Genomic DNA, 21,791 nt, shown 5'->3' with positions numbered 1-21,791 from the left:
TTTAATCCAGCGCAATATTGACCACCCTGTCTACGTTGGACTCTACCCGGAATTCAGCTTCCCCGCTTTTCTTGTCCATTTGAACTTTGGCGCAGTAATGGCCAGCAGGCAAATCAATGATGCCGCTGTGCCGGGGCAGGGTTGCCACAGGCGTTTTGCGTTCCTTGTCTTTTGCAGTAAAAATAGCCCACGAAGCGGGTGCGAGTGCAGACTGTTTGTTCATGGTGACAACTAAAGTTATTCGGTTTGCAGATGCAATGCTAGATGCAATCAGCAGGGCTGCGCCAACAGCCAATGCAACACCTTGTTTTAGGCTGGGGTAATAAATAGCGGAACACAGACTCATCTTGCCCTTCCTTGATGATTAATTGTTGCTTTAGGAATTCTTGAGTAATAAAACAGCACAACAAATATAGTGTAATGCAATTATTGAGCAATAATACTACTGTTCAGGACGGAGCGTATAGGGGTTTACCCTAGGGTGCAGGGTTGTTTGAAATCCAGTCGCCTGATTTTCCTCCAGCCTTGCGTAACAGACGGATACTTTCCATAACCATCCCTCTATCGATAGCTTTACACATGTCGTAGATGGTGAGCAAGGCTATGTGTACGGCAGCCAGCGCTTCCATTTCAACGCCCGTTTGCCCATGTGTCTCAACAGTTGCCTGGCAGTGAATGCAGGATCTGTCAAGGTGAGGGGTGAGTTCAATGTCTACCCGTGTCAACGCTAAGGGGTGGCATAGTGGGATCAGGTCAGCCGTTTTTTTTGCAGCCATGATGCCCGCAATTCGGGCAATGCCCAATACGTCCCCTTTCTTGTTGTCGCCCTGCAAAATTTTGTTCAAGGTGGCGGCTTGCATAGCGATGAGGCCTTCAGCGACCGCTATGCGGTGCGTGATTTGCTTTTCCCCCACATCAACCATGTGGGCTTGGCCTTGTGCATTGAAATGGGTCAGTTCCGCGCTCATGGGCGTTGCAACGAAGCCTCAACTTGGTTTCTGGCGGCTTTTCCTTGCAGGATCTCAATCAATTGCAGGGTGAAATCCATGGCAACGCCAGGGCCGCGCGAGGTAATGACGTTGCCATCCACCTCAATCGGTTGGTTGGTGACGTTGACTTGGCTGGTGTCAATGGCGTCCAGCGCGCCAGGAAAAACCGTTAGCTTACGGCCATTTAAGATGCCGTTTTCCACCAGGATTTTAGGGGCTGCGCAGATGGCTGCGACAGGTTTGCCTGTCGCAGCCAGACGATTGATCAGGCGATGGATGCGTGCATCTGCGTTCAGGTGGTCGGCTCCTGGTTGGCCGCCGGGCAATACCAACATGTCGAAGTCATCATCCAGCACATCGTCCAACGGGCTGTCAGCCAGCAAAACGGTGCCGCGTGAACAGCGTACTGGTGCATCTTCCAGGCTAGCCGCGATCACCTCGATCTGCGCCCGTCGGAGCAGGTCAATAATGGTGACGGCTTCCAGCTCTTCGCAGCCCGTCGCTAATGGAACCAATACCTTGGGCAATTACATCACCTTTTCATTGGCTGACGCAGTTGGCGGGGTTGCAGGCTTGGAGTGGTTTTGAACCAGATCCATACCCTTGAGGATATTTAGCGCCTCGAACAGTTGATAGTCCTCTTCCGCCAGCGGGGATTTGGCTTTGTCGGCTTTCACCTCCTGATCGGTTTTTTCAACCTGGACCGGAGCCTTGTCTGTCTGCTCTGGAACTTGTTCCTGCGTTTTGTTTTCAGGTTCAGCCTGCTTGTCACCCTCATCCGTTTTGTTGTTCGGGTTGCTCAGGTGCTTGCTCAGGTCAGCTTCAGATAGGGGATCGAATGCATTGGCCTCCTCATCCTCGCCCTTGACTTTGAGAGGTTTGAGCTCAATGTCGGGCACAATACCTTCGGCCTGGATGGAGCGCCCGGATGGGGTGAAGTAACGGGCGGTAGTCAATTTGACAGCTGTTTTTTCGTCAAGTGGCAATACCGTTTGGACTGAGCCTTTACCGAAGGTTTTTTGTCCGGCAATCAATGCGCGCTTCTGGTCTTGTAAAGCACCGGCGACGATTTCAGAGGCTGACGCAGACCCCTGATTGACCAGGACGACAATTGGGGCATTTTCAATGACATCGCCTTTTTGGGCTGTGTATTCCATTTTAGCGTCTGGTACACGGCCTTCCGTATAGACGATTTTGCCAGAATCCAGGAATGCGTCGGATACGCCCACGGCTGCATTGAGGACGCCGCCTGGGTTGTTGCGCAGATCCAGCACCAAGCCCCGTAGTTTGCCCTTGTTCTCTTTTTTCAGGGTTTCGAGCCCTTCCAGCAGGGCTTCAGTGGTTTTGGCCTGGAAGCTGGTAATGCGAATGTAGCCATAGCCTGGTTCAAGCATACGTTGTTTGACGCTTTTTACCTGGATAATGGCGCGTTTGATGCTAACTTTGAATGGCTTGTCTTTGCCTTCGCGCACGACCATCAGGTCAATGCTGCTGCCCGGCTTGCCGCGCATGAGTTTGACCGCATCGTTTAGCGTCATGCCTTTAACCGGGGTTTCGTTCAGGCGAATGATTAGGTCGCCAGCTTGTAACCCTGCTTTTTGCGCGGGGGTGTCGTCAATTGGTGAGATGACTTTGACGAAACCATCTTCCATGCCAACTTCGATGCCAAGGCCGCCGAATTCGCCACTGGTGCCGACCTGCAATTCCTTAAATTCTTCTTCGTCCAAGTACGCGGAGTGCGGATCCAGGCCACTGAGCATGCCCCTGATCGCATTGGTCATCAGATCTTTGTCCTTGACATCCTCCACGTAATTTTCCTTGATGCGGGAATACACTTCCGAGAACTGTTGCAGCTCATCCAGAGGGGGAGAGTTTTCAATGGTTTGCCGAAAGGCAAAAACGTTCAAGCTGATGCTGGTTGTCGCACCAATCAGTACGCCAGCAATTGTGCCAGCCAGAACGCGATAACGTGTATGCATAGTATCGTTTCTCTCCAGTCTTTGCTGCTTGCGTCCATGTAAGCAGAATTATTTTTAGTGGCTTTGAAAAAAAGTGTCCCCAGTTTACCACTGTGTGGCAAAAATGCACTTGGTCGTTGTAAAAATGGTGCAATTGCCAGCTTTTTCAAGTGATCCATGGGTTTTTTGCCAACTAACCTATTGGCACCAGCGCGCCGGATTCTGTGGAGTTGTGCCCTGCCTGATTTCAAAGTAAAGCGCATCCTGGCTCTGTCCGCTAGAATTTCCCACTGCGGCTATAGCTTCATTGGCGCTGACCACAGCGCCTTCTTTTTTGTAAACTGCGCGGTTATAACCATACAGGCTCATGTAGTTGTTGTCATGCTCTATTATAATGAGGTGGCCATAACCGTCCATCCAGCCGGAAAACGCCACCCGTCCACGGGCGATGGCCCTGACTTTTGTTCCACCAGGAGCCGCGATGACAACACCCTTCCAGCGTTGTTTTTCATTCCGGGATGAGCCGTAGCTGTGGATGACGCGGCCTTTGACGGGCCAGAACAGCTTGCCTCTCAGGGATGAAAAGGGTTTGTCTGGTGTAAAGCCTGTTTTGACGGGCGTTCCACCATCATCCTCTTTGTCTGATGTTGATGATTGGCGGGCGGAGGTCTGTTTGCTGGTGCCTGATGAGGCGCTTTTGGGTGTCTGTGCACGGGAGTCAAGGGCGCGCTCCTGGTTTTTTGCCGTTGCGCTCGCCAGCCGGTCAACCATGCCTTGCAGCTCAGTTTCCTCGGCCTTCAATTTGTTAAGGCGCTTTTCCTTGCTGCGAATGTCGCTTTTGATGGTGCCCAATGCGGTCGAACGCGCCTGGAGGGTGCTTTCTATGTCGGTCTTTTGTTGGGCTAGGGTTTGGGTCAGTTCTTGAAGGCTAGTGCGGTCTTTTTCAATGGCTGTGCGCACAGCATCAAGTTCCCCTAATGTTTTCTGAATGCCTTGGATGCGCTTGACCCGGTTTTCGTTCAGGTATTCAAAATAGCGGATGGTGCGGCTGATGTCAGAAGGCTCATCTTGGCGCAGCAGCAACCGCAAGTGGGATTGCTCCCCGGCAGAGTACAGGGCCTGCAATTGCTGGGCGAGGCCAGCTTTCTGCAAGCCCAAATCGGTGTCCAGTTTGACTTTTTTTTGATTGGCTGTTTCCAGCTTGGCAAGTGTGGCGTCAATTTTTTTTTCAGTCTGGTAACTTTTGCTGGAAATGTCGCCCAGTTTCTTCTCAAGTTTGGTGACTTCATCCTGTAATGCTTGCGATTCAGTTTTCTGTGAGCTTAGTGTGGTGGATAGTTGACGGATTTCCTGTTGTAACTGCTTCTGTTGCTGGACATCCGCTGCTTCCAGCCAACCCCATGGGAACAATAGCAGGACGTAAAATAAATATGGATAAAGTTTCACCGCTCGTCAGAATTCCGGGTATTTATCATGGTGCAGAGTCTACCATAAGAAAAAGAGCAGGCGTGAATTGTCCCCTGCCGCCTTGCGCCAGTCGATTACGGGAGGCAAATTCCCCTGAAATGTAGGAAATGCAAGGTTTCAGAGTGACATACTGTTTAAGAGTATATATTATTGTATCCATCTATACTAATATACTAAGTTGCCTATGCGTGAAGCTTTGGGTATCAGGGGCGGGAAGATAAATTTTCAATGAGGATAAGTATGGGTAGCGTTGCTCTTGGTGGTGGCTGTGATTTCACGATTGGTGATATGTTGGTCAGGGAAGAGGATATTGACCGAGCTTCCCGTTCGCTGAAAGCCATTTCGCATCCACTGAGATTGAAAATTTTGTGTGTGTTGGGGGATAAGGAAGTCAGCGTACAAGATATTGTTGACAATGTGGGGACTTCCCAAAGCAATATTTCCCAGCATCTTGCCATATTGCGTGACAAAGGCATTCTTGCTTCCCGTAAGGATGCTAACCGTGTTTACTATCGTGTTGGCGATTATCGGACATTACGTTTGATCAGCATGATGCAGGAAGTTTTTTGCAGTACGCCGCACTGACCCATCCGCCAGCAGGCATAAAAAAACCTGCCGCAAGGGGTTTACGTTATTCTTCCTGCTGTATATCTTTAGCTCCTGCTTACAGCTAAAAGGTTCGATGTGGAAGAGTATCTTGTTTTTGCCCGCAATCATCCTGTATTGATTCTAGGGCTGGTTGCAGTCTTGGGCATGATCATCTGGACTGAGATCGGCCGCCTTACCCGCAAATATAAACAGGTTAACAGCGCACAAGCCGTGCAAATCCTTAATCAGGAGGATTCTGTTGTGTTGGATGTGCGGGAAGATAATGAGTTGCGTGGTGGTAAAATCAAAGGGGCCCGCCATATCCCTTTGGGACAGTTAAAAAACCGTTTGGGAGAACTGGAACAATCCAAGGGTAAGCCGGTGTTGGTGTATTGCCGAAGCGGCAACCGTTCGTCTTATGCTTGCCAGCTTATGACCAAAGCTGGGTTTCAGGATGTGAACAACTTGGCGGGTGGCATTATGGCCTGGGAATCGGCGAACTTGCCGGTCAGTAAGCGATGAAACAGGTTCAAGTGTCCATGTATGCAACCCGTTTCTGCCCATACTGCCTGAGGGCGCGTGCGTTGCTCAGGCGTAAGGGCGTGGAGTGCGAAGAAATTAATGTTGATGGTGATCCTGATCTGTGGGCGAGAATGGAGCGCCTGAGTGGTCGGGACACTGTGCCGCAAATTTTTATCGGCGGGCTTTCCATTGGTGGTTATGATGATATGGCTGCGCTGGATAGCGCAGGCAAGCTGGATGCCTTGCTGTTTGAATCTTAAAATTAATTGGATTAAGGGGTTATGATATGAATCAGGAACAACAAGAGCAGCAGTTCATTATCCAGCGCATCTATGTCAAGGATGTGTCCTTTGAGGCTCCTAGCTCACCGGCGGTGTTCACCCAGGATTGGCAGCCAGACACCAATCTGGATCTGAACACTAAGGTCAATACACTTGCGAATGACAATTATGAAGTTGAATTATTCATCACTATTACGGTTAAAAGTGCGGATAAGGTAGCTTTTTTGGTGGAGGTCAAGCAAGCAGGGGTGTTTTTTATCCAAGGTTATGCGCAAGAACAGATCAACCATCTGCTGGCTGCTTATTGTCCTAACATCTTGTTCCCATATGCGCGGGAAGTTATTGCCAGCTTGGTGTCTAAGGGCAGCTTCCCTGAATTGCATCTGTCGCCGATTAATTTTGACGCATTGTACGCCCGCCGTCTGCAGGAAGAGCAGGCGAAAGCCAGCGTGGCATGATGGTGGCGGGCATCCAGTCTGTCGCGGTTTATGGGGCTGGTTCGTGGGGGACTGCACTGGCTTTGCAATTGGCGCGTAATGGACTGGATGTATCATTGTGGGACATCAACTCTCAGCATATTGGCGCGATTAACCGCCAGCGCGAGAACAGTCACTACCTGCCGGGGATTCCATTCCCTGATAATTTGGTTTGTTCCAATGACTTGCAAGCAGTTGCCGCGTTTTCCAATTACCATTTAATTGTGGTGCCTAGTCATGGTTTCCGCAGTTTATTGCATCAGCTCTCAACATTGCTGACAGACCAGGATGCCGTGATTTGGGCGACTAAAGGGCTGGAATTGGACACGGGCAAACTGTTGCATCAGGTGTTGGAGGAGGAGCTGCCCCAGTGTTCCGCTTACGGTGTCGTTTCTGGGCCGACCTTTGCGGCGGAGGTGGCGCGGGGCATGCCGACCGCAATGACTGTGGCGGCCACTCATCATGAGTTGGCGCAGGTTGTGGCCGCAGCATTCCAAGGTTCCAATTACCGGGTTTATTTCAGCCAAGATATTGTTGGGGTGGAATTGGGCGGTGCGGTCAAAAACGTGTTGGCGATTGCGGCAGGCATTTCTGATGGGTTGGGATTTGGCGCTAACGCCAGGGTGGCGATAGTCACGCGCGGTTTGGCGGAGATTATGCGCCTTGGGGTTGGAATGGGTGCCCAGCCGGAAACGTTGATGGGGCTGGCGGGGGTTGGAGATCTGGTGCTGACGTGCACCGATAATCAGTCGCGCAACCGTCGCCTTGGCCTGGCGTTGGGGCAGGGCAAGGACATGGAAACCGCCATTGCAGAAATTGGTCAGGCGGTGGAAGGTGCCAAATCGGCGCGCTCCATCGGTAAACTGGCTGCGCTGGTGGGGGTGGAAATGCCTATTTGTGAAGTGGTTTACCGCATTCTTTATGAACAGCTCCCGCCCCGGCAAGCTGTCCAAGAGTTGATTTCCCGCGACATGAAGGCGGAATTTTAAGTCAAGACAGGGTTGTTACCCATGCAGCAAGCACTCTCTTACGCCGTCGGCGTCATCATGGATCCCATCAGTAGCATCAACATCAAAAAAGACAGCACCTTCGCGATGATGTTGGAAGCGCGGCGGCGCGGATTGCCGTTGTTTCATATCCGGCAGGGTGACCTGTTCGTTGATGATGGCGTGGTCTATGCCAGCATGAATCCCGTCACGGTAACAGATGATCCAGCGGGTTGGTTTGAATTTGGCGCAACAATGGTCAGGCCGTTGCATGAATTGCCGGTGGTGCTGATGCGCAAGGATCCACCTTTTGACATGGAGTACATTTACAGCACCTATCTGCTGGAGTTGGCGCAACGGCGGGGGACGCTGGTCGTCAACCGCCCTGAGAGTATCCGCGCCGCCAATGAAAAATTGTTCGCCACCTGGTTTCCCCAATATTGTCCGCCGACGCGGGTTACCCGTGACATGGGGCGTATCCGCGAGTTTCTGGCGGCGCAACAGCATATTGTGGTGAAGCCGCTGGATGGTATGGGCGGTTCGATGATTTTTCAGATTAGGCAGGGTGACCCCAATAGTAATGTGATCCTGGAAACCATTACTGCTTATGGTCAGCGCACGGTGATGGCGCAACGTTTTTTGCCGGAGTACAAGCAAGGGGATAAGCGGATTTTGTTGATAGATGGGGAGCCATTTCCGCATGCGCTGGCAAGGATTCCGGCGGAAGGTGAGGGGCGGGCGAACCTTGCGGCAGGCGGGACTGGGGTTGGCGTCGATCTGACAGCGCGAGAATTTGAAATCTGTGCAGCAATTGCTCCTGTGCTGCGTGCTATGGGGCTGATGTTTGTGGGGTTGGATGTGATTGGTGATTATATAACGGAAATCAATGTGACCAGCCCTACTTGTATTCGGGAATTGGACAAAATTTATTCCGCCAACATCGCCAGCTTGCTGTTTGATGCCATTGGCCGCAAGCTGGCGCTACCTGTTCAATAAGGCAAAATTTTAGCCAGCTTCCCGTAACATGCCATACAATTCATCTTTCAAGTGCAGGCGGCGTAATTTCAGTTCCTCCACGAAGTCATCTGCGTGAACTTCAATTTCCTGCTCAATCCGGTGTAGCTGTGCATCTACCTCATTATATTCGTCATATAAGCGGGCAAAGTGCCGGTTGTCCTGTTTCAGGGCATGGATTAGCTCCTTGTATTCCGGAAACTCAATCGCCAGATCGTGAGACTCGCCAAACATTTATTACTCTCCTTCATTGAAATTACCAGTTCAGCCTAGCTCGGAGTTTGATGGTTGGCGGGCGTTAAGTCAAAACTATTGTATGTTAACATCAGCCTTTTTCCAGGATAGGAGCGCAACGTGAAAGCCAGGGTCAAGTGGTTGGATAACATGAGTTTCGTCGGCGAATCCGGCAGTGGCCATTCAGTCGTGATGGATGGGCCGCCGGAATTGGGCGGGCGCAATTTGGGGGTGCGCCCGATGGAAATGCTCCTGCTGGGTTTGGGCGGGTGCTCTTCATTTGACGTTGTGCTGATCCTGCAAAAATCCAAGCAGCAGGTGATTGACTGTGAAGTGCAGATTGAAGCGGAGCGGGCGGATAAGGAGCCCAAGGTGTTCACGCGCATTCACCTGCATTTCATTATCAGCGGGCGTAATTTGGCGGTGGACAAAGTGGGGCGCGCCATCAAGCTGTCAGCGGAAAAGTATTGTTCGGCTTCCATCATGCTGGCGAAAACGGCGGAAGTGACACATGACTTTGAAATCGTGGAGGCCGCTTGAAGCATTAATTTCACTTGCACGCATGGGCAGAGTTTTGCATAGTTCACTCCCATGCTGGTTGGGTGCCAACCAGCTATTTTTTTATGCCCATTGAATGAAGAGGATGATGAGAATTGGTTGAGCGTCATCAGAAGCAGATTCGCCTGCACGGGTTCAACAACCTGACCAAGACCCTGAGTTTCAATATTTATGACATCTGTTATGCAAGGAGCCCGGCACACCGGGAAGAGTATCTTGCTTACATTGATGAAGAATATAATGCTGACCGATTGACCAGGATTCTCACGGATGTGGCTGATATCATTGGTGCCAATATCCTGAATGTGGCGCGCCAAGATTATGACCCTCAAGGGGCCAGTGTCACGATTCTGGTGTCTGAGGAGCAGATCATTCCCGAAGAAAAGCTTTCCAACACAGCCCGGCCTGGCCCTTATCCGGAGGATGTGGTGGCGCATCTGGATAAGAGCCATTTGACAGTGCACACTTATCCGGAAAGTCATCCTGACAATGGCATCAGCACATTCCGGGCGGATATCGACGTTTCTACCTGCGGGCGCATTTCTCCGCTGAAAGCATTGAATTATTTAATACATAGTTTCGAGTCCGATATTGTCATCATGGACTATCGGGTGCGTGGTTTTACCCGTGATGTGAAGGGTAAGAAACATTTTATCGACCATAAGATCAATTCCATCCAGAACTTCTTGTCGCCTGAAACAAAGCGCATCTACTCCATGATTGATGTCAATGTCTATCAGGAAAATATTTTTCACACCAAAATGATGCTGAAAGACTTTGATCTAGATAACTATCTGTTTGGCCTGGGGAAAAATGACTATTTTGAGCGTGATATCAAGCAAATCGAAATGCAGTTGCGTAAGGAGCTGAAGGAAATTTTCTACGGGCGCAATATTGGCAGCCTGTAAGGCAGCGTGCATCAAATCATCCCGTTGCCGGGTATATTTTAAAAGTTTTTGATTGGATTATTTTGGGAATAAAAATTAGATAACAATTCAAAGTGTATTGCTTAAACAACAAAGTGGTGTGGTTAGAACAATTGAAACATTCAATGAAAGAATTGATTAAATGTCACTCTTTTATATTGTTTCCTTAATAGAAATGCGGTTAACTTCTCCCCGTTACTTCCCTAGTATGCTTAGTGAATATACTAGGGTCCTGTTAAGGGAAACGTTCTGACTGGAACATGAATAAAAGGTTATAAACTAGATATGAGTAGTGTTAGTGCGAAATCGTTGGTTCTGTGTTTGATGGGATCAGCGGTGCTGTTACTGGCGGGGTGTAACTCTGAAACTGTCAAAACTTCGGATGCCGAAGAGAGTGGCAAGTATAAAGTCCAGCTGGCGCATGCCAAAAATATGGAGCCTGTGGTAAGCCGTATACCGGTTGACAGCAGCAAGGAAGTGACCCTTCTTGACCGCGCTGCATGGGTCGCCCAGAAACAGCAAGGCAAAATGTACCGCTTCGGTGGTGAGAGCCCTAAAACTGGTTTTGATTGTAGTGGCCTTACCCAATTTGCTTTCGGTGAAGGTGCTGGTGTTTCCATTCCACGCACTGCTGCCGAACAGTATGACGCTTCTGTCCGGGTTTCGAAGACACAAGCCGCCAAAGGCGACCTGGTGTTTTTCAGCACTAGGGGACGGCGTGTAGGGCATGTGGGGATTTACTTGGGCGATGGTAAGTTTGTCCATGCACCGCGTGCGGGCAAGGCTATCACCACAGAAAAACTGGAAGGCTATTGGGCCGCTAGGCTAGTGGGCTTTGGGCGCATTCCAGGTGCATGCAAGCCTGCGTATTCTTGATGAGTTCCTAAAAAAAAGGCCGTATCTTCGGCCTTTTTTATGTTTGTCTGTTTAGGGCTTGTTACTGCACACAATAGCGGTTGTTTTTCGGCCTTTGAGTTGAAGTTGTTGGGTCGCCGATATGCTGCCTTTTCGCTTCGGAGCGCCAACTCAGTCCAATGTGCCCGCATGGGTATAGTTGCCCATCCTTTGCAACCAAACTTATCCCTTCTTTTACGGGCGGAAGCATCTGTCCAATCCATATGGATACTCCGGCAATGCGTGATGAAGACGCAGCCGCGGGGCTATTCAGTAATCATGGCCGCCATCATTCAGTGTGATAATCTGACGTTCCGGATGGCGGCGCAAGTTTCAACGCCACAGCCTGTCTGCATCTGTGACTAGGCATGGCATTGGATGTTCTTAACCCAGAAGGAAATATGATCCTGAGTTCATTTTTTTTCTTCCGGTGTGGGTGGTTGTCCGGTGGGTGTGGGCGTTGTTTGGTCAGAATTGACTGATGGGAACGGTGGTGGTGCTGGAATTGGCGCAGGCGCTGTTGGCGCTATCGGGGCTGATGCTGGCTCTGGGGCTGCTGGCGCGGGGGCTGTTGGCTCCGTTGGGGCGGGTTCCGGCGTTGGCGCAGCAGGTGCTTGCCCTGGAGGGGGCGGTGCGGCTAAGGTTTCAGGCTCGGGGGCATTGGTGGGTGGAGCTGCTGGAGTTGTCGGTGCTGGCGTTGTGGCAGCGGTTTCAGGTGCAGGGGTTGGCGCTGGCGTTGTGGCTGTGGCTGTGGTTTCAGGCGCAGGGGCTGTTGCTGGCGCTGGCGTCGTGGCAGTGGTTTCAGGCGCAGGGATATTGGCGGATGGGGCTGCAACCGGTGCTGCTGCCGCGCTTTCAGGCGGGGTGGCATTATCGGCGGTTGGAGCGGCAGGTGTTGCACTGCTTGCTTGGGGAGTCTGGTTAGTTGGTGTTGCGGTGGGGGTTGATTGTGCGGGAGCCGCTTCTGCCGATGTGGATACTTCCACCGGTGGGCGCATAATCATCAAAACCAACACTGCAACCGAGGCGACCGTGTATAGGGCTGCGGCAGCTTTCATTAATACCTCTCCTTAGAAACAAAACAGCGTATTTGTTAAAATCGAATGAAACGTTCAAAATATACGATTGGCAGGGCGTCGTACTTTTGCTTAGAGTACAACGCACTGATCAGTTTAATCAACCACACAACCGAGGAGTCCATCCATGGAACTGAAGGGAAGTAAAACCGAGGGCAACCTGAAAGCCGCATTTGCAGGTGAATCCCAGGCAAACCGCCGTTACCTGTATTTCGCAGCCAAGGCTGATGTAGAAGGCTACAACGACGTGTCGACTGTTTTCCGTTCCACTGCCGAAGGTGAAACCGGCCACGCCCACGGTCATTTGGAGTATTTGGAAGCTGCGGGTGACCCTGCCACTGGCCTGCCGATCGGTGCCACTTCCGATAACCTGCGTGCGGCCATCGCAGGCGAAACCCATGAATACACCGACATGTATCCAGGCATGGCGAAAGAAGCGCGTGATGAAGGCTTCGATGAAATCGCCGACTGGTTTGAAACCTTGGCCAAGGCTGAACGTTCCCACGCCAACCGTTTCCAGAAAGCGCTGGACAGTCTGGACGCTTGATGCTTCCCAAAAAGGGGTGGATGATATTCACCCCTTTGTCCTGTTGTTACGGAGAATAACAAATGGCAACCCCGAAACGCGAAGGCAGCCTCGAAGCCCCCACCCGTCATCCGCTCGACTGGAAAAATCCCGAATTCTACAACGAAGAAGCCGTCCTCAAGGAAATGGAGCGCGTCTTCGACCTGTGCCATGGTTGCCGCCGTTGCGTCAGCCTGTGTAACTCCTTCCCCACACTGTTTGACCTCGTTGACAATTCCGAGAGCATGGAGGTGGATGGGGTCAAGAAAGAAGATTATTGGCAGATCGTGGATCACTGTTATCTCTGCGATTTGTGTTACATGACAAAGTGCCCGTATATTCCGCCGCATGATTGGAACATCGATTTCCCGCATCTGATGCTGCGCGCCAAGGCGGTGAAGTTCAAAAAGGGCGATGTCAAATTCCGCGACAAGGTGCTGAGTTCCACCGATATGGTCGGCAAGCTGGCCGGGATTCCGGTGGTTGCGGATGTGGTCAATAAAGTCAACCAGCATCCGGCCTTCCGGGCGCAATTGGACAAAGTGCTGGGCGTGCATCCGGACGCCAAGATTCCAAGCTATCATAGCGATAAGGGGCGTGACCGCGTTGCCCGCCATAAGACGCTGGATGCCGCCAAAGCGGTTCCGGTAGGGCGCACGACCGGCAAGGTTGCTCTTTTCGCCACCTGCTATGGCAACTATAACGAGCCGCATATCGTCGAAGACCTGCGCAAGGTGTTTGAGCACAACGGCATTCCGGTCACGTTGCTGGACAAGGAGCAGTGTTGCGGCATGCCCAAGTTGGAGCTGGGTGATTTGGAGGCGGTGGCGAACGCCAAGGAAGTCAACATTCCGGCAATGATGAAGCTTGTCAATGATGGTTGGGATATTGTCGGGCCAGTGCCGTCCTGTGTGTTGATGTTCAAGCAGGAATTGCCGTTGATGTTCCCGGATGATGCCGATGTGCAGACGGTGAAAGGGCGTATCTTTGATCCGTTTGAGTACCTGATGCTGCGCCACAAGGAAGGCAAGCTCAACACCAATTTCACTAAACCGTTGGGCAAGGTTAATTATCATACGGCTTGCCACATCCGCGTGCAGAATATCGGTTATAAAACCCGCGAACTGCTGGAGCTGGTTCCTGGCACCAAGGTGGAGTTGTTGGAGCGCTGTTCCGGGCATGACGGCACGTATGCGGTGAAAAGCGAGTTCCACACTATTTCAATGAAAATCTGCCGCCCTATTGTCACCAAGGTCAATCAGGCCAAGCCGGATTACTATGGCAGTGACTGCCCGATGGCGGGGCATCAGATTGAAAATGGCCTGGGTGACGGCGCGCAGGAGCCTACCCATCCATTGACCATGTTGCGGATTGCTTATGGGTTGTGACAACCCGGGAGTATGAGGAAATGGACAAACTGACACGCGCAGACTTGATGGGTCTGGAGCAGTATGCGGTGGAGCGTAAGGCGTTCCGCGAGAAGGTGATTGCGCATAAGGCCAGCCGCAAGGTGCATATTGGCCCGAATGCGACCCTGTATTTCGAAGACCGCCTGACCATGCAGTACCAGATTCAGGAAATGCTGCGCATCGAAAAGATTTTCGAGGCGGCGGGGATTGAAGAGGAGTTGGAAGCCTACAATCCGTTGATTCCGGATGGCTCCAACTGGAAAGCCACGTTCATGGTGGAGTTTCCGGATGTGGATGAGCGCAAGCAGCAGCTGTCGAAGCTGATCGGCATTGAGAAAAAGGTTTGGGTGCAGGTGGAAGGTTTCGATAAGGTTTTCCCGATCGCCAATGAGGATTTGGCGCGGGAAACGGATGAAAAAACCTCTTCCGTGCATTTCCTGCGCTTTGAGCTGACCCCGGATATGGCGGTGGCGGCGCGTGACCGTTCGCCGCTGCATATGGGGGTTGCGCACCCTCACTATGCTTATGAGGTGGAGGTGTCGGCGGCTGTCCGTGATTCGTTGGCGGCGGATTTGCGCTGACGCACAAGCATACGTTGGCGGCGGATTTGCGCTGACGCACAAGCATACGTTGGCGGCGGATTTGCGCTGACGCACAAGCATACGTTGGCGGCGTGGAAATGTTCTACAATTTCTGCGCCGCGTGTCATTTGCCACTTTTATAAGACAGCATTGTTGCGTAGACTGTAATCCAACCTTTCTAGTAATAACAAAAATTTAAAGACGGTTGGAAAATGATTACAACACTCACGTCCCCCCAGATATATGTCGATGACACGGGTAGCTGTGATGGTTTGTTCCAGCACATCGGTGCAGCCATCAATGCCGGGGCGCAAAGCCTGCTGTTGTTGGCCTGTGACGCCAATGCCTTTTCCCCCTTGCAATTGGATGAGCGTCTGCGCAATACGCCGGTTCCGGTGTTTGGCGGCATCTTTCCGCAAATCGTGGTGGGCGAGCGGAAGTTGGAACAAGGCAGCGTCGTGTGTGGGCTGCCTGTTGCGGCCAGTGTCCATTATGTTGAGCGGCTGTCCGATCCCGATGAGGATTACCTGCTGCAAACCCAGGATTTGGCTGCTGACATTCCGCAAGGTTCTGCTTTGGTCACCTTGGTTGATGGCTTGAGCAAGCGCATTTCCGCACTGCTGGAAAGCCTTTATGAGGTGATGGGGGATGGTTGCCAATATGTCGGCGGTGGGGCTGGTTCCTTGAGTTTCGAGCAAAAGCCCTGCCTGTTCAGCAATCAGGGCCTATTGAAAGATTGCGCCCAAATTACGGTGCTCGATTTGCCTGTCAGTGTTGGCATCAGGCATGGCTGGCACAAATTCGCCGGGCCGTTTTTCGTCACGGGGGCGCATGACAACACCATTGTCACGCTGGATTACCGGCCTGCGTTCGAGGTCTACCGTGAGGTGGTGGAGGCTGACAGTGGCAAGCGTTTCAATACGACCGCTTTTTTTGACCTTGCCAAAGCTTACCCGTTTGGCCTGGATAGGCTGAAAGGCGATGTCGTCGTGCGGGACCCGTTGCTCCATGTGGGCGAGTGTTTGGTGTGTGTGGGGGAAGTGCCAGCCAACCATATGATTTACATCCTCAAGGGCGAGGACGAAAACCTGTTGGAGGCTTCCCGGCAATGCGCACTTGATACGGCCAGGGCGCATTCTGCAAGTCTGGCGTTGTTGTTTGACTGCATCAGCCGGACGCTTTTCTTGCAAGGCCGTTTTTCTGAGGAAATCCACAACATCCACTCACGCTTGCCGGAGGGCGTCCCGCTGGTGGGGGTGTTGTCCCTGGGTGAAATTGCCGACGCAGGCAATGCTTGTCTGGAATTCTTCAATAAAACGATTGTGTTGGGTGTTTTGGCCGAGCAAGAAGGGGTGGCTGCATGAATGGCGAAATGAATTCCACCTTTGAGTTGGTTTCAATCCAGTATGCGTTGGCGTTGTTGGTTGGGAAAGACCTGGATTTGCGGGGCATGTTGCGCAAGTTTCTGCCGCCCGCCCTTAAATTGTTGAACTGCCGCAGCGGCTATATCTGGCTGCACACCGGGGATGTGGCAGTGTGCGGGGAACTGGAGCCGTGTTACAGCTATCCGGCGTTGAATGCGCCGCTGGCTGAACGTTGGCCGGAAGTGGCGGGCCGTTTGCAGGCGATTGCCGCCGATGGTTGGCGGGTCAAGCAGTTGGAGGATGTCATCCAAGTGCAGGAATCCTGCTTCCATTTCTTGCCGATAGGTTCCAGTGGCTTGCTGGCGCTGCAACGCAACCCACCTTTGCCATATTCACATTTGCTGGCGTTGGTTCCCGTGTTGCAGCGGTTGGAAACGGCTTGCCTGGCCTGCCAGCAGCATGCCTATGTGGAAATTGCCCGCAAGGAGGCGTTGCAGGCCAAGGAGGCGGCTGAACAGGCGCACCGGGACGCTTTGCAGGCGAAGGAAATTGCTGAACAGGCCAGCAAGGCCAAAAGCGATTTTCTGGCGATGATCAGCCATGAAATCCGCACCCCCATGAATGGGGTGATCGGCTTGACGGATCTGATGCTGTACAGCGAGGTTTCGTCTTCGCAGCGGGAGTACCTCACCATGATCCGCTCCTCCTCCAATGCGCTGTTGGACATTATCAATGAAATCCTTGATTTCTCACGCATTGAGGCGGGGACGTTGACGCTTGCCGTGGCGCCTTTGCGGCTGCGGGATTTGGTGCGGGACACGTTTGTGCCATTGGCGGTGCGGGCGCAGGAAAAGTCGCTGGCCTTCCATTGGGAGGTTGCGCCGAATGTGCCGGATACGCTGGATGGTGATGCAGGCCGTCTGCGGCAGATCATGATCAACTTGGTTGGGAATGCGATCAAGTTTACGGAAAGCGGGGAGGTGAATGTTTCCATTACCCAGCAAAGCGGTGCGCCGGAAGGGCAGGTTTGCCTGCTGTTCGCCGTGCGGGATACCGGCATTGGCATTCCATTGGAGAAGCAGGCCGCGATCTTCCAGCCTTTCCAGCAGGCGGACAATTCCATCAGCCGCCGCTATGGCGGCACCGGGCTGGGCCTGGCGATTTCATCCCAACTGATTGGCATGATGGGTGGGAAATTGCTGGTGGAAAGTGACCCTGGCAATGGCAGCATTTTTCATTTCAGCGCGCCGTTCCAGAAAACTGTCCAGGCGCAAACCCCGCCACCGGAGGGAAGGCGCCATGTATTGGCGCAGGCGGCGCGGCCACTTGACATCCTGTTGGCGGAGGACAACGCCGTCAACAGGATGCTGGCGGTGCGTCTGCTCAACAAGGTTGGTCACCAAGTGACGGTGGCGGAAAATGGCCGCGTCGCGCTGGATAGTTGGATCAGTAAAAAGCCGGACGTTATCCTGATGGATGTGCAAATGCCGGTCATGGATGGATTGGAAGCCACGCAGCAAATTCGCCAGCAGGAGCAGTTGGCTGGCGGGCGTACCCCAATTATCGCGTTGACTGCCAACGCCATGAGCAGCGACCGCGAGAAATGTTTGCAGGCGGGGATGGATGATTTCCTTAGCAAGCCTTTCAATGTGCAGGATTTGCTTGATGTGCTGGAGCGTTGCGCTTCAGCGCCGGTAGTGGAGGATGCCTGCGGTCAGGGCGACGCTGCGGTCGCTTCTGCGGCTGCGGCCTGAGCAGTGAAAGATGGATGAATCAGCGGGATTTTAAAGTGGTCGGAGAGACAGGATTCGAACCTGCGACCCCTACGTCCCGAACGTAGTGCTCTACCAGGTTGAGCTACTCTCCGAGCGTGAATGCTTCTAGTGACTGCGGTTGGTGGCGAACCACGCCAATGCTTCAAGCGCTTGCCGGTGTTCGCTGTTGGGCAGGCATTGTAGGCTGGCGATCGCCTGCTCGGTTTCACCCTTCGCTAGCTCCAAAGTGTAATCAATCGCTTGGGTGTCGGCAATGGCCTGCATGATGACGTCGATGTGCTCCAGTCCACCTTCTTCAATGGATTTGCGCAACAATGCGGCAATTTCTGCTGGGCTGCGCTGCATGGCGATGATGAGCGGAAGGGTTGGTTTGCCTTCGGCGAGGTCATCCCCAACATTTTTGCCCATTTCTTCGGCGTCAGCGGTATAGTCCAACACATCGTCCACCAATTGGAAAGCGGTGCCAAGGTGCATGCCGAAACGCGCCATGGCTTGTTCTTTTTCCTGGCCCAGTCCGGCCAATACCGCCCCTAGCTGGCAGGCGGCCTCAAACAGCTTGGCGGTTTTGGAGTGGATCACTTCCATGTAGCGCTCTTCGCTGGTGTCAGGGTCATGGCAGTTGAGCAATTGAAGGACTTCGCCTTCCGCGATGGTGTTGGTGGTGGTGGACAGGATTTCCATGACACGCATGCTGCCCACATCCACCATCATTTCAAATGAACGCGAATACAGGAAATCGCCGACTAATACAGCAGCTTGGTTGCCCCAGACGTTGTTGGCGGTTTCCTTGCCGCGCCGCATATTGGATTCATCCACCACATCATCATGTAACAAGGTCGCGGTATGGATAAATTCCACAATGGCGGCGACATCGACGTGTCTTTCGCCCTGATAGCCGCAAGCGCGGGCAACCAGCAGTGCGAGCAGGGGGCGCAGGCGCTTGCCGCCACTGCTGATGATGTAGTGGCTGAGTTGGTTGATAAGCACAACTTCAGAGTGCAGGCGGCGCTGGATCAGCGCATTGACGGCCTGCATGTCGGCGTCGGCTAATTGGCGTATTGAATTGAAATCCATGATAATGCAGGGTGCTGAAAGTCCCGAATGCTAGGAACACCCCTACGCCATGTCAAGCGATACCCTCAAACACTGATAATATTTTATTTCCCGTTTGCTTTTGGGTAGTGGTGAAGGTAGAATTCTGCGGCTCTTTAACAGGACATTTTTCTGGAGATTCGTCATCATGTATGCGGTTATCGTAACAGGCGGCAAACAATACCGCGTCGCTCAAGGCGACACGCTTCTGGTTGAAAAACTGGATGCGGAAGAAGGCGCAAGCATTGATTTCGAGAATGTCCTGATGGTCGGGGAAGGTGACGACGTGCAAATCGGCGCACCTTACGTTGCAGGCGGTAAGGTGACTGCAACTGTTAAGGCCCAGACTCGCGGCGAAAAAGTGCGGATCATGAAATTCCGCCGCCGTAAGCACCATCAGAAATGTACTGGTCACCGCCAGTACCTGACACAGATCGAAATCACTGGCATTTCAGCGTAAGGGGAAACAGCAATGGCACACAAAAAGGCAGGCGGTAGTACCCGCAACGGCCGCGATTCAGAATCCAAGCGGCTTGGCGTCAAACGTTTTGGTGGTCAGTTCGTTTTGGCTGGCAATATTCTGGTGCGTCAGCGTGGCACCCAATTCCATCCCGGCGAGAATGTCGGTATCGGCAAAGACCATACCCTGTTCGCGAAAGCGGACGGCGTCGTGGTTTTCCAGCAGAAAGGTGAAAAAAATCGCAGGTTTATCAGCATCCAGCCAGTTGAAGGCTGCGCTAACTGATAGGCACCCGTGAAGCGAATTGTTTAAAGCCCCGCTGGTCGGGGCTTTTTGCGTATATAGGCGCGGGAAGGTAGGAAGGTATGCAGTTTGTTGATGAAGCAATAATCCGCGTCAAGGCGGGCGACGGCGGTAACGGATGCGTCAGTTTCCGCCGCGAAAAATACATCGAATACGGTGGCCCCAATGGTGGCGATGGCGGTGATGGCGGCGATGTTTATCTGGTGGCCGAGCGTAATCTGAATACGTTGGTTGATTTCCGGCATGAACGTTACTACGAGGCGCAGCGTGGCGAAAACGGCATGGGCAACAACATGACCGGCAAGCGCGGCGATGACAAGGAAATCAGCGTGCCGGTCGGCACAGTCGCTTACGATGATGAAACCGGCGAGCTGATCGGCGATTTGACAGGGCCGGGCCAGCGTTTGCTGGTGGCCAAAGGCGGCTGGCATGGCCTCGGCAACTTGCGTTATAAAAGTTCGGTCAACCGTGCGCCGCGCCAGTCCAAGCCCGGCACGCCCGGTGAATTGCGCATCCTGCGCCTGGAGTTGAAGTTGCTGGCGGATGTCGGTTTGTTGGGTTTGCCCAATGCCGGGAAGTCCACCTTGATTAGCGCTGTTTCTGCCGCCCGCCCTAAAATTGCCGATTATCCCTTCACCACCTTGTACCCGAATCTGGGGGTGGTGCGGGTTGGCGAATTGCAAAGTTTCGTCATGGCGGATATTCCCGGCCTGATCGAAGGCGCTGCGGAAGGTGCTGGTCTTGGCATTCAGTTTCTGCGCCATCTTGCCCGCACCAGTTTGTTGCTGCATGTCGTGGACGTGGCCCCGCTGGCGGAGGAGAATGAGCCAGTGCGCGCGGTGCGCACCATTGAGCAGGAACTGGAAAAGTACAGTGACGAGCTTGCCGCCTACCCGCGTTGGCTGGTGTTGAACAAGATTGATGTGTTGCCACCGGAAGAGCGCGGCGCGCATTGCCAGCAAGTGGTTGATGCCCTCGGTTGGACGGGGCTGACCTTCCGTATCTCCGCAGCCACCGGGGAAGGTGTGCAAGACTTGTGTTTTCATATTATGCAGTATCTGGATGAACATGCAGAACAACCATCACCGCAGTGAATTCATGCCCAAAACCCAGCGCTGGGTGGTCAAGATTGGCAGCGCCCTGCTGACCCGCGATGGGCAGGGGTTGGATCGTGAAGCGCTGGCCGACTGGGCTGGGCAGATGGCGCGTTTGCACAAGCAGGGCGTCGAAATAGTGCTGGTTTCCTCCGGGGCGGTCGCCGAAGGCATGAGCCGCATGGGTTGGAAAACCAAGCCCAAGGCGCTGTTTGAAAAGCAGGCCGCCGCCGCCATTGGGCAGATGGGCTTGATTCATGCCTATGAGTCCGTATTTCTGCAACATGGTTTCCATTCCGCGCAAGTGCTCTTGACCCATGATGATTTGGCCAATCGCCGCCGTTATCTCAATGCCCGCAGCACACTTACCGCCTTGATTGAACTTAGGGTTATTCCGGTGATCAATGAAAATGACACGGTGGCCTTTGATGAAATCCGGCTGGGTGACAATGACACGCTGGGGGCATTGGTGGCGAATCTGGTGGAGGCCGATGTGCTGGTCATCCTGACAGACCAGCAAGGTTTGTATGACAAGGATCCACGCAAGTTTGCCGATGCGCAGATGATCCACGAAGGCCGCGCCAACAATCCCGATTATGTGGCGTTCGCCGGTGGGGCGGGAACCTTGATCGGTAGCGGCGGGATGCGCACCAAAGTGCTGGCGGCGCAACGCGCCTCCCGTTCTGGTTGCGCCACGCTCATCGCATCCGGACGTGAGCCTGGGGTGCTGGAGCGGCTGCGGAAGGGCGAGCTGTTGGGGACCTTGCTGTTGCCGGATGCAGCGCCACTGGCTGCCCGCAAGCAGTGGATTGCGGGACAGTTGGCCGCCAAGGGAACCCTGTGGCTGGATTCCGGGGCTGCGGACGCGATCCTGAAAACGGGCAAAAGCTTGTTGCCGGTCGGCGTCACACGGGTGGAAGGCGTCTTTGACCGGGGTGAAGTGGTCAGTTGTGTGGCTGAAGATGGCCGTCTGGTAGCCAAAGGATTGGTGAATTACTCCAGTGAAGAAGCCATTCGCATCAAGCGGCAGCCCAGCAAATCAATTGAACAGGTTTTAGGCTATGTGGATGCGCCAGAGCTGATTCACCGCGATAATTTGGTATTGTTGTAAAAAGTTTGCATTGGTCGGATTTTATTGCCGCGAATGCTGAAAGTGCTATATGTTCTGGCGCAGAGTGT

26 protein-coding genes and 1 tRNA gene are annotated in these 21,791 nt (G+C 53.1%); 19 read left to right on the top strand and 8 right to left on the bottom strand.

The window, feature by feature from the left end:
• Position 1: 1 nt before the first annotated feature.
• The 5 genes from VSS37_RS05495 to VSS37_RS05475 all read right to left on the bottom strand — a co-directional run bounded on the left by VSS37_RS05495 (position 2) and on the right by VSS37_RS05475 (position 4,393).
• Positions 2-295, bottom strand: coding sequence for a hypothetical protein (locus VSS37_RS05495; RefSeq protein WP_324693730.1), 294 nt, complete (start codon positions 293-295; stop codon positions 2-4).
• A gap of 181 nt (positions 296-476) precedes the next feature.
• Complete coding sequence (gene moaC, locus VSS37_RS05490; RefSeq protein WP_324693729.1) at positions 477-968, bottom strand: cyclic pyranopterin monophosphate synthase MoaC; 492 nt, start codon at positions 966-968, stop codon at positions 477-479.
• A complete protein-coding gene (locus VSS37_RS05485; RefSeq protein ID WP_324693727.1) occupies positions 965-1,516 on the bottom strand; it encodes a DJ-1 family glyoxalase III in 552 nt (183 codons plus the stop codon). Before VSS37_RS05485 ends, moaC begins: the two co-directional genes overlap by 4 nt.
• A complete protein-coding gene (locus VSS37_RS05480; RefSeq protein WP_324693726.1) occupies positions 1,517-2,968 on the bottom strand; it encodes a S41 family peptidase in 1,452 nt (483 codons plus the stop codon).
• A gap of 177 nt (positions 2,969-3,145) precedes the next feature.
• On the bottom strand, positions 3,146-4,393 hold the full coding sequence (locus tag VSS37_RS05475) for a murein hydrolase activator EnvC family protein (RefSeq protein ID WP_324693725.1): 1,248 nt from the start codon (positions 4,391-4,393) through the stop codon (positions 3,146-3,148).
• Positions 4,394-4,654: 261 nt separating this feature from the next.
• On the opposite strand from VSS37_RS05475, the gene VSS37_RS05470 reads away from it, so the two are divergent.
• From VSS37_RS05470 to gshB, 6 genes are all read left to right on the top strand, one after another.
• A complete protein-coding gene (locus tag VSS37_RS05470; RefSeq protein ID WP_324693724.1) occupies positions 4,655-4,999 on the top strand; it encodes an ArsR/SmtB family transcription factor in 345 nt (114 codons plus the stop codon).
• Positions 5,000-5,098: 99 nt separating this feature from the next.
• Positions 5,099-5,524 carry a rhodanese-like domain-containing protein gene (locus VSS37_RS05465; RefSeq protein WP_324693723.1) on the top strand — a complete coding sequence of 142 codons (426 nt, stop codon included), beginning with the start codon at positions 5,099-5,101 and terminating at the stop codon, positions 5,522-5,524.
• Positions 5,521-5,784, top strand: a complete 264-nt coding sequence (gene grxC, locus VSS37_RS05460) for a glutaredoxin 3 (RefSeq protein ID WP_324693722.1) — start codon at positions 5,521-5,523, stop codon at positions 5,782-5,784. Before VSS37_RS05465 ends, grxC begins: the two co-directional genes overlap by 4 nt.
• Positions 5,785-5,810: 26 nt before the next feature.
• Complete coding sequence (secB, locus tag VSS37_RS05455; RefSeq protein WP_324693720.1) at positions 5,811-6,263, top strand: protein-export chaperone SecB; 453 nt, start codon at positions 5,811-5,813, stop codon at positions 6,261-6,263.
• Positions 6,260-7,270 carry an NAD(P)H-dependent glycerol-3-phosphate dehydrogenase gene (locus tag VSS37_RS05450; RefSeq protein WP_324693719.1) on the top strand — a complete coding sequence of 337 codons (1,011 nt, stop codon included), beginning with the start codon at positions 6,260-6,262 and terminating at the stop codon, positions 7,268-7,270. Before secB ends, VSS37_RS05450 begins: the two co-directional genes overlap by 4 nt.
• A 21-nt stretch (positions 7,271-7,291) precedes the next feature.
• Positions 7,292-8,263, top strand: coding sequence for a glutathione synthase (gshB, locus tag VSS37_RS05445; protein ID WP_324693718.1), 972 nt, complete (start codon positions 7,292-7,294; stop codon positions 8,261-8,263).
• Positions 8,264-8,272: 9 nt separating this feature from the next.
• On the opposite strand, the gene VSS37_RS05440 is transcribed toward gshB, so the two are convergent.
• The gene (locus VSS37_RS05440) at positions 8,273-8,515 is read right to left on the bottom strand and encodes an HP1242/YdcH family protein (RefSeq protein WP_324693717.1); all 243 of its coding nucleotides are present in this window, start codon (positions 8,513-8,515) and stop codon (positions 8,273-8,275) included.
• Between the two features lie 120 nt (positions 8,516-8,635).
• Between VSS37_RS05440 and VSS37_RS05435 the strand changes: the two genes are divergently transcribed.
• The 9 genes from VSS37_RS05435 to VSS37_RS05395 all read left to right on the top strand — a co-directional run bounded on the left by VSS37_RS05435 (position 8,636) and on the right by VSS37_RS05395 (position 17,642).
• Positions 8,636-9,055 (top strand): OsmC family protein, encoded by a 420-nt coding sequence (locus VSS37_RS05435; RefSeq protein ID WP_324693716.1) that lies wholly within the window; start codon positions 8,636-8,638, stop codon positions 9,053-9,055.
• 113 nt (positions 9,056-9,168) lie between these two features.
• Positions 9,169-9,981, top strand: a complete 813-nt coding sequence (speD, locus tag VSS37_RS05430; RefSeq protein WP_324693715.1) for an adenosylmethionine decarboxylase — start codon at positions 9,169-9,171, stop codon at positions 9,979-9,981.
• 459 nt (positions 9,982-10,440) lie between these two features.
• A complete protein-coding gene (locus VSS37_RS05425; RefSeq protein ID WP_324693714.1) occupies positions 10,441-10,875 on the top strand; it encodes a C40 family peptidase in 435 nt (144 codons plus the stop codon).
• Positions 10,876-11,374: 499 nt separating this feature from the next.
• Complete coding sequence (locus VSS37_RS05420) at positions 11,375-11,818, top strand: hypothetical protein (RefSeq protein ID WP_324693713.1); 444 nt, start codon at positions 11,375-11,377, stop codon at positions 11,816-11,818.
• A gap of 278 nt (positions 11,819-12,096) precedes the next feature.
• Positions 12,097-12,516, top strand: a complete 420-nt coding sequence (locus VSS37_RS05415; protein WP_324693712.1) for a rubrerythrin family protein — start codon at positions 12,097-12,099, stop codon at positions 12,514-12,516.
• A gap of 62 nt (positions 12,517-12,578) precedes the next feature.
• On the top strand, positions 12,579-13,922 hold the full coding sequence (locus tag VSS37_RS05410) for a heterodisulfide reductase-related iron-sulfur binding cluster (RefSeq protein WP_324693711.1): 1,344 nt from the start codon (positions 12,579-12,581) through the stop codon (positions 13,920-13,922).
• A 20-nt stretch (positions 13,923-13,942) separates the two neighbouring features.
• Positions 13,943-14,524 carry a DUF3501 family protein gene (locus VSS37_RS05405; protein ID WP_324693710.1) on the top strand — a complete coding sequence of 194 codons (582 nt, stop codon included), beginning with the start codon at positions 13,943-13,945 and terminating at the stop codon, positions 14,522-14,524.
• A gap of 212 nt (positions 14,525-14,736) precedes the next feature.
• Positions 14,737-15,888 (top strand): FIST signal transduction protein, encoded by a 1,152-nt coding sequence (locus tag VSS37_RS05400; protein WP_324693709.1) that lies wholly within the window; start codon positions 14,737-14,739, stop codon positions 15,886-15,888.
• Entirely contained in the window at positions 15,885-17,642 is a 1,758-nt protein-coding gene (locus VSS37_RS05395) for a response regulator (RefSeq protein WP_324693708.1), read from the top strand. Before VSS37_RS05400 ends, VSS37_RS05395 begins: the two co-directional genes overlap by 4 nt.
• A 36-nt stretch (positions 17,643-17,678) precedes the next feature.
• Here VSS37_RS05395 and VSS37_RS05390 read toward each other — a convergent pair.
• Positions 17,679-17,755 (bottom strand) — tRNA-Pro (locus VSS37_RS05390).
• A gap of 13 nt (positions 17,756-17,768) precedes the next feature.
• Positions 17,769-18,737, bottom strand: a complete 969-nt coding sequence (gene ispB, locus VSS37_RS05385) for an octaprenyl diphosphate synthase (protein ID WP_324693707.1) — start codon at positions 18,735-18,737, stop codon at positions 17,769-17,771.
• A 166-nt stretch (positions 18,738-18,903) separates the two neighbouring features.
• Between ispB and rplU the strand changes: the two genes are divergently transcribed.
• The 4 genes from rplU (at position 18,904) to proB (ending at position 21,723) form a co-directional block, all read left to right on the top strand.
• A complete protein-coding gene (gene rplU, locus VSS37_RS05380; protein ID WP_324693705.1) occupies positions 18,904-19,215 on the top strand; it encodes a 50S ribosomal protein L21 in 312 nt (103 codons plus the stop codon).
• A gap of 12 nt (positions 19,216-19,227) precedes the next feature.
• A complete protein-coding gene (gene rpmA, locus VSS37_RS05375; protein ID WP_324693704.1) occupies positions 19,228-19,500 on the top strand; it encodes a 50S ribosomal protein L27 in 273 nt (90 codons plus the stop codon).
• Between the two features lie 80 nt (positions 19,501-19,580).
• The gene (gene cgtA / locus VSS37_RS05370; RefSeq protein ID WP_324693702.1) at positions 19,581-20,612 is read left to right on the top strand and encodes an Obg family GTPase CgtA; all 1,032 of its coding nucleotides are present in this window, start codon (positions 19,581-19,583) and stop codon (positions 20,610-20,612) included.
• A complete protein-coding gene (gene proB, locus VSS37_RS05365) occupies positions 20,587-21,723 on the top strand; it encodes a glutamate 5-kinase (protein ID WP_324693786.1) in 1,137 nt (378 codons plus the stop codon). Before cgtA ends, proB begins: the two co-directional genes overlap by 26 nt.
• Positions 21,724-21,791 lie beyond the last annotated feature (68 nt).

It is taken from the genome of Candidatus Thiothrix phosphatis, from assembly GCF_035668035.1.
Taxonomy (GTDB): domain Bacteria; phylum Pseudomonadota; class Gammaproteobacteria; order Thiotrichales; family Thiotrichaceae; genus Thiothrix; species Thiothrix phosphatis.
The sequence above is the reverse complement of the archived record's forward strand: the minus strand, read 5'-3'. Positions and strand labels throughout refer to the sequence as shown.

Coding starts and splice junctions, on each gene's coding strand:
- moaC (WP_324693729.1), bottom strand. CDS start 968: ATGAGCGCGGAACTGACCCATTTCAATGCACAAGGCCAAGCCCACATG.
- VSS37_RS05480 (WP_324693726.1), bottom strand. CDS start 2,968: ATGCATACACGTTATCGCGTTCTGGCTGGCACAATTGCTGGCGTACTG.
- VSS37_RS05470 (WP_324693724.1), top strand. CDS start 4,655: ATGGGTAGCGTTGCTCTTGGTGGTGGCTGTGATTTCACGATTGGTGAT.
- grxC (WP_324693722.1), top strand. CDS start 5,521: ATGAAACAGGTTCAAGTGTCCATGTATGCAACCCGTTTCTGCCCATAC.
- secB (WP_324693720.1), top strand. CDS start 5,811: ATGAATCAGGAACAACAAGAGCAGCAGTTCATTATCCAGCGCATCTAT.
- VSS37_RS05450 (WP_324693719.1), top strand. CDS start 6,260: ATGATGGTGGCGGGCATCCAGTCTGTCGCGGTTTATGGGGCTGGTTCG.
- gshB (WP_324693718.1), top strand. CDS start 7,292: ATGCAGCAAGCACTCTCTTACGCCGTCGGCGTCATCATGGATCCCATC.
- VSS37_RS05440 (WP_324693717.1), bottom strand. CDS start 8,515: ATGTTTGGCGAGTCTCACGATCTGGCGATTGAGTTTCCGGAATACAAG.
- VSS37_RS05420 (WP_324693713.1), top strand. CDS start 11,375: ATGGGAACGGTGGTGGTGCTGGAATTGGCGCAGGCGCTGTTGGCGCTA.
- VSS37_RS05415 (WP_324693712.1), top strand. CDS start 12,097: ATGGAACTGAAGGGAAGTAAAACCGAGGGCAACCTGAAAGCCGCATTT.
- VSS37_RS05410 (WP_324693711.1), top strand. CDS start 12,579: ATGGCAACCCCGAAACGCGAAGGCAGCCTCGAAGCCCCCACCCGTCAT.
- VSS37_RS05405 (WP_324693710.1), top strand. CDS start 13,943: ATGGACAAACTGACACGCGCAGACTTGATGGGTCTGGAGCAGTATGCG.
- VSS37_RS05400 (WP_324693709.1), top strand. CDS start 14,737: ATGATTACAACACTCACGTCCCCCCAGATATATGTCGATGACACGGGT.
- VSS37_RS05395 (WP_324693708.1), top strand. CDS start 15,885: ATGAATGGCGAAATGAATTCCACCTTTGAGTTGGTTTCAATCCAGTAT.
- ispB (WP_324693707.1), bottom strand. CDS start 18,737: ATGGATTTCAATTCAATACGCCAATTAGCCGACGCCGACATGCAGGCC.
- rplU (WP_324693705.1), top strand. CDS start 18,904: ATGTATGCGGTTATCGTAACAGGCGGCAAACAATACCGCGTCGCTCAA.
- rpmA (WP_324693704.1), top strand. CDS start 19,228: ATGGCACACAAAAAGGCAGGCGGTAGTACCCGCAACGGCCGCGATTCA.
- cgtA (WP_324693702.1), top strand. CDS start 19,581: ATGCAGTTTGTTGATGAAGCAATAATCCGCGTCAAGGCGGGCGACGGC.
- proB (WP_324693786.1), top strand. CDS start 20,587: ATGCAGAACAACCATCACCGCAGTGAATTCATGCCCAAAACCCAGCGC.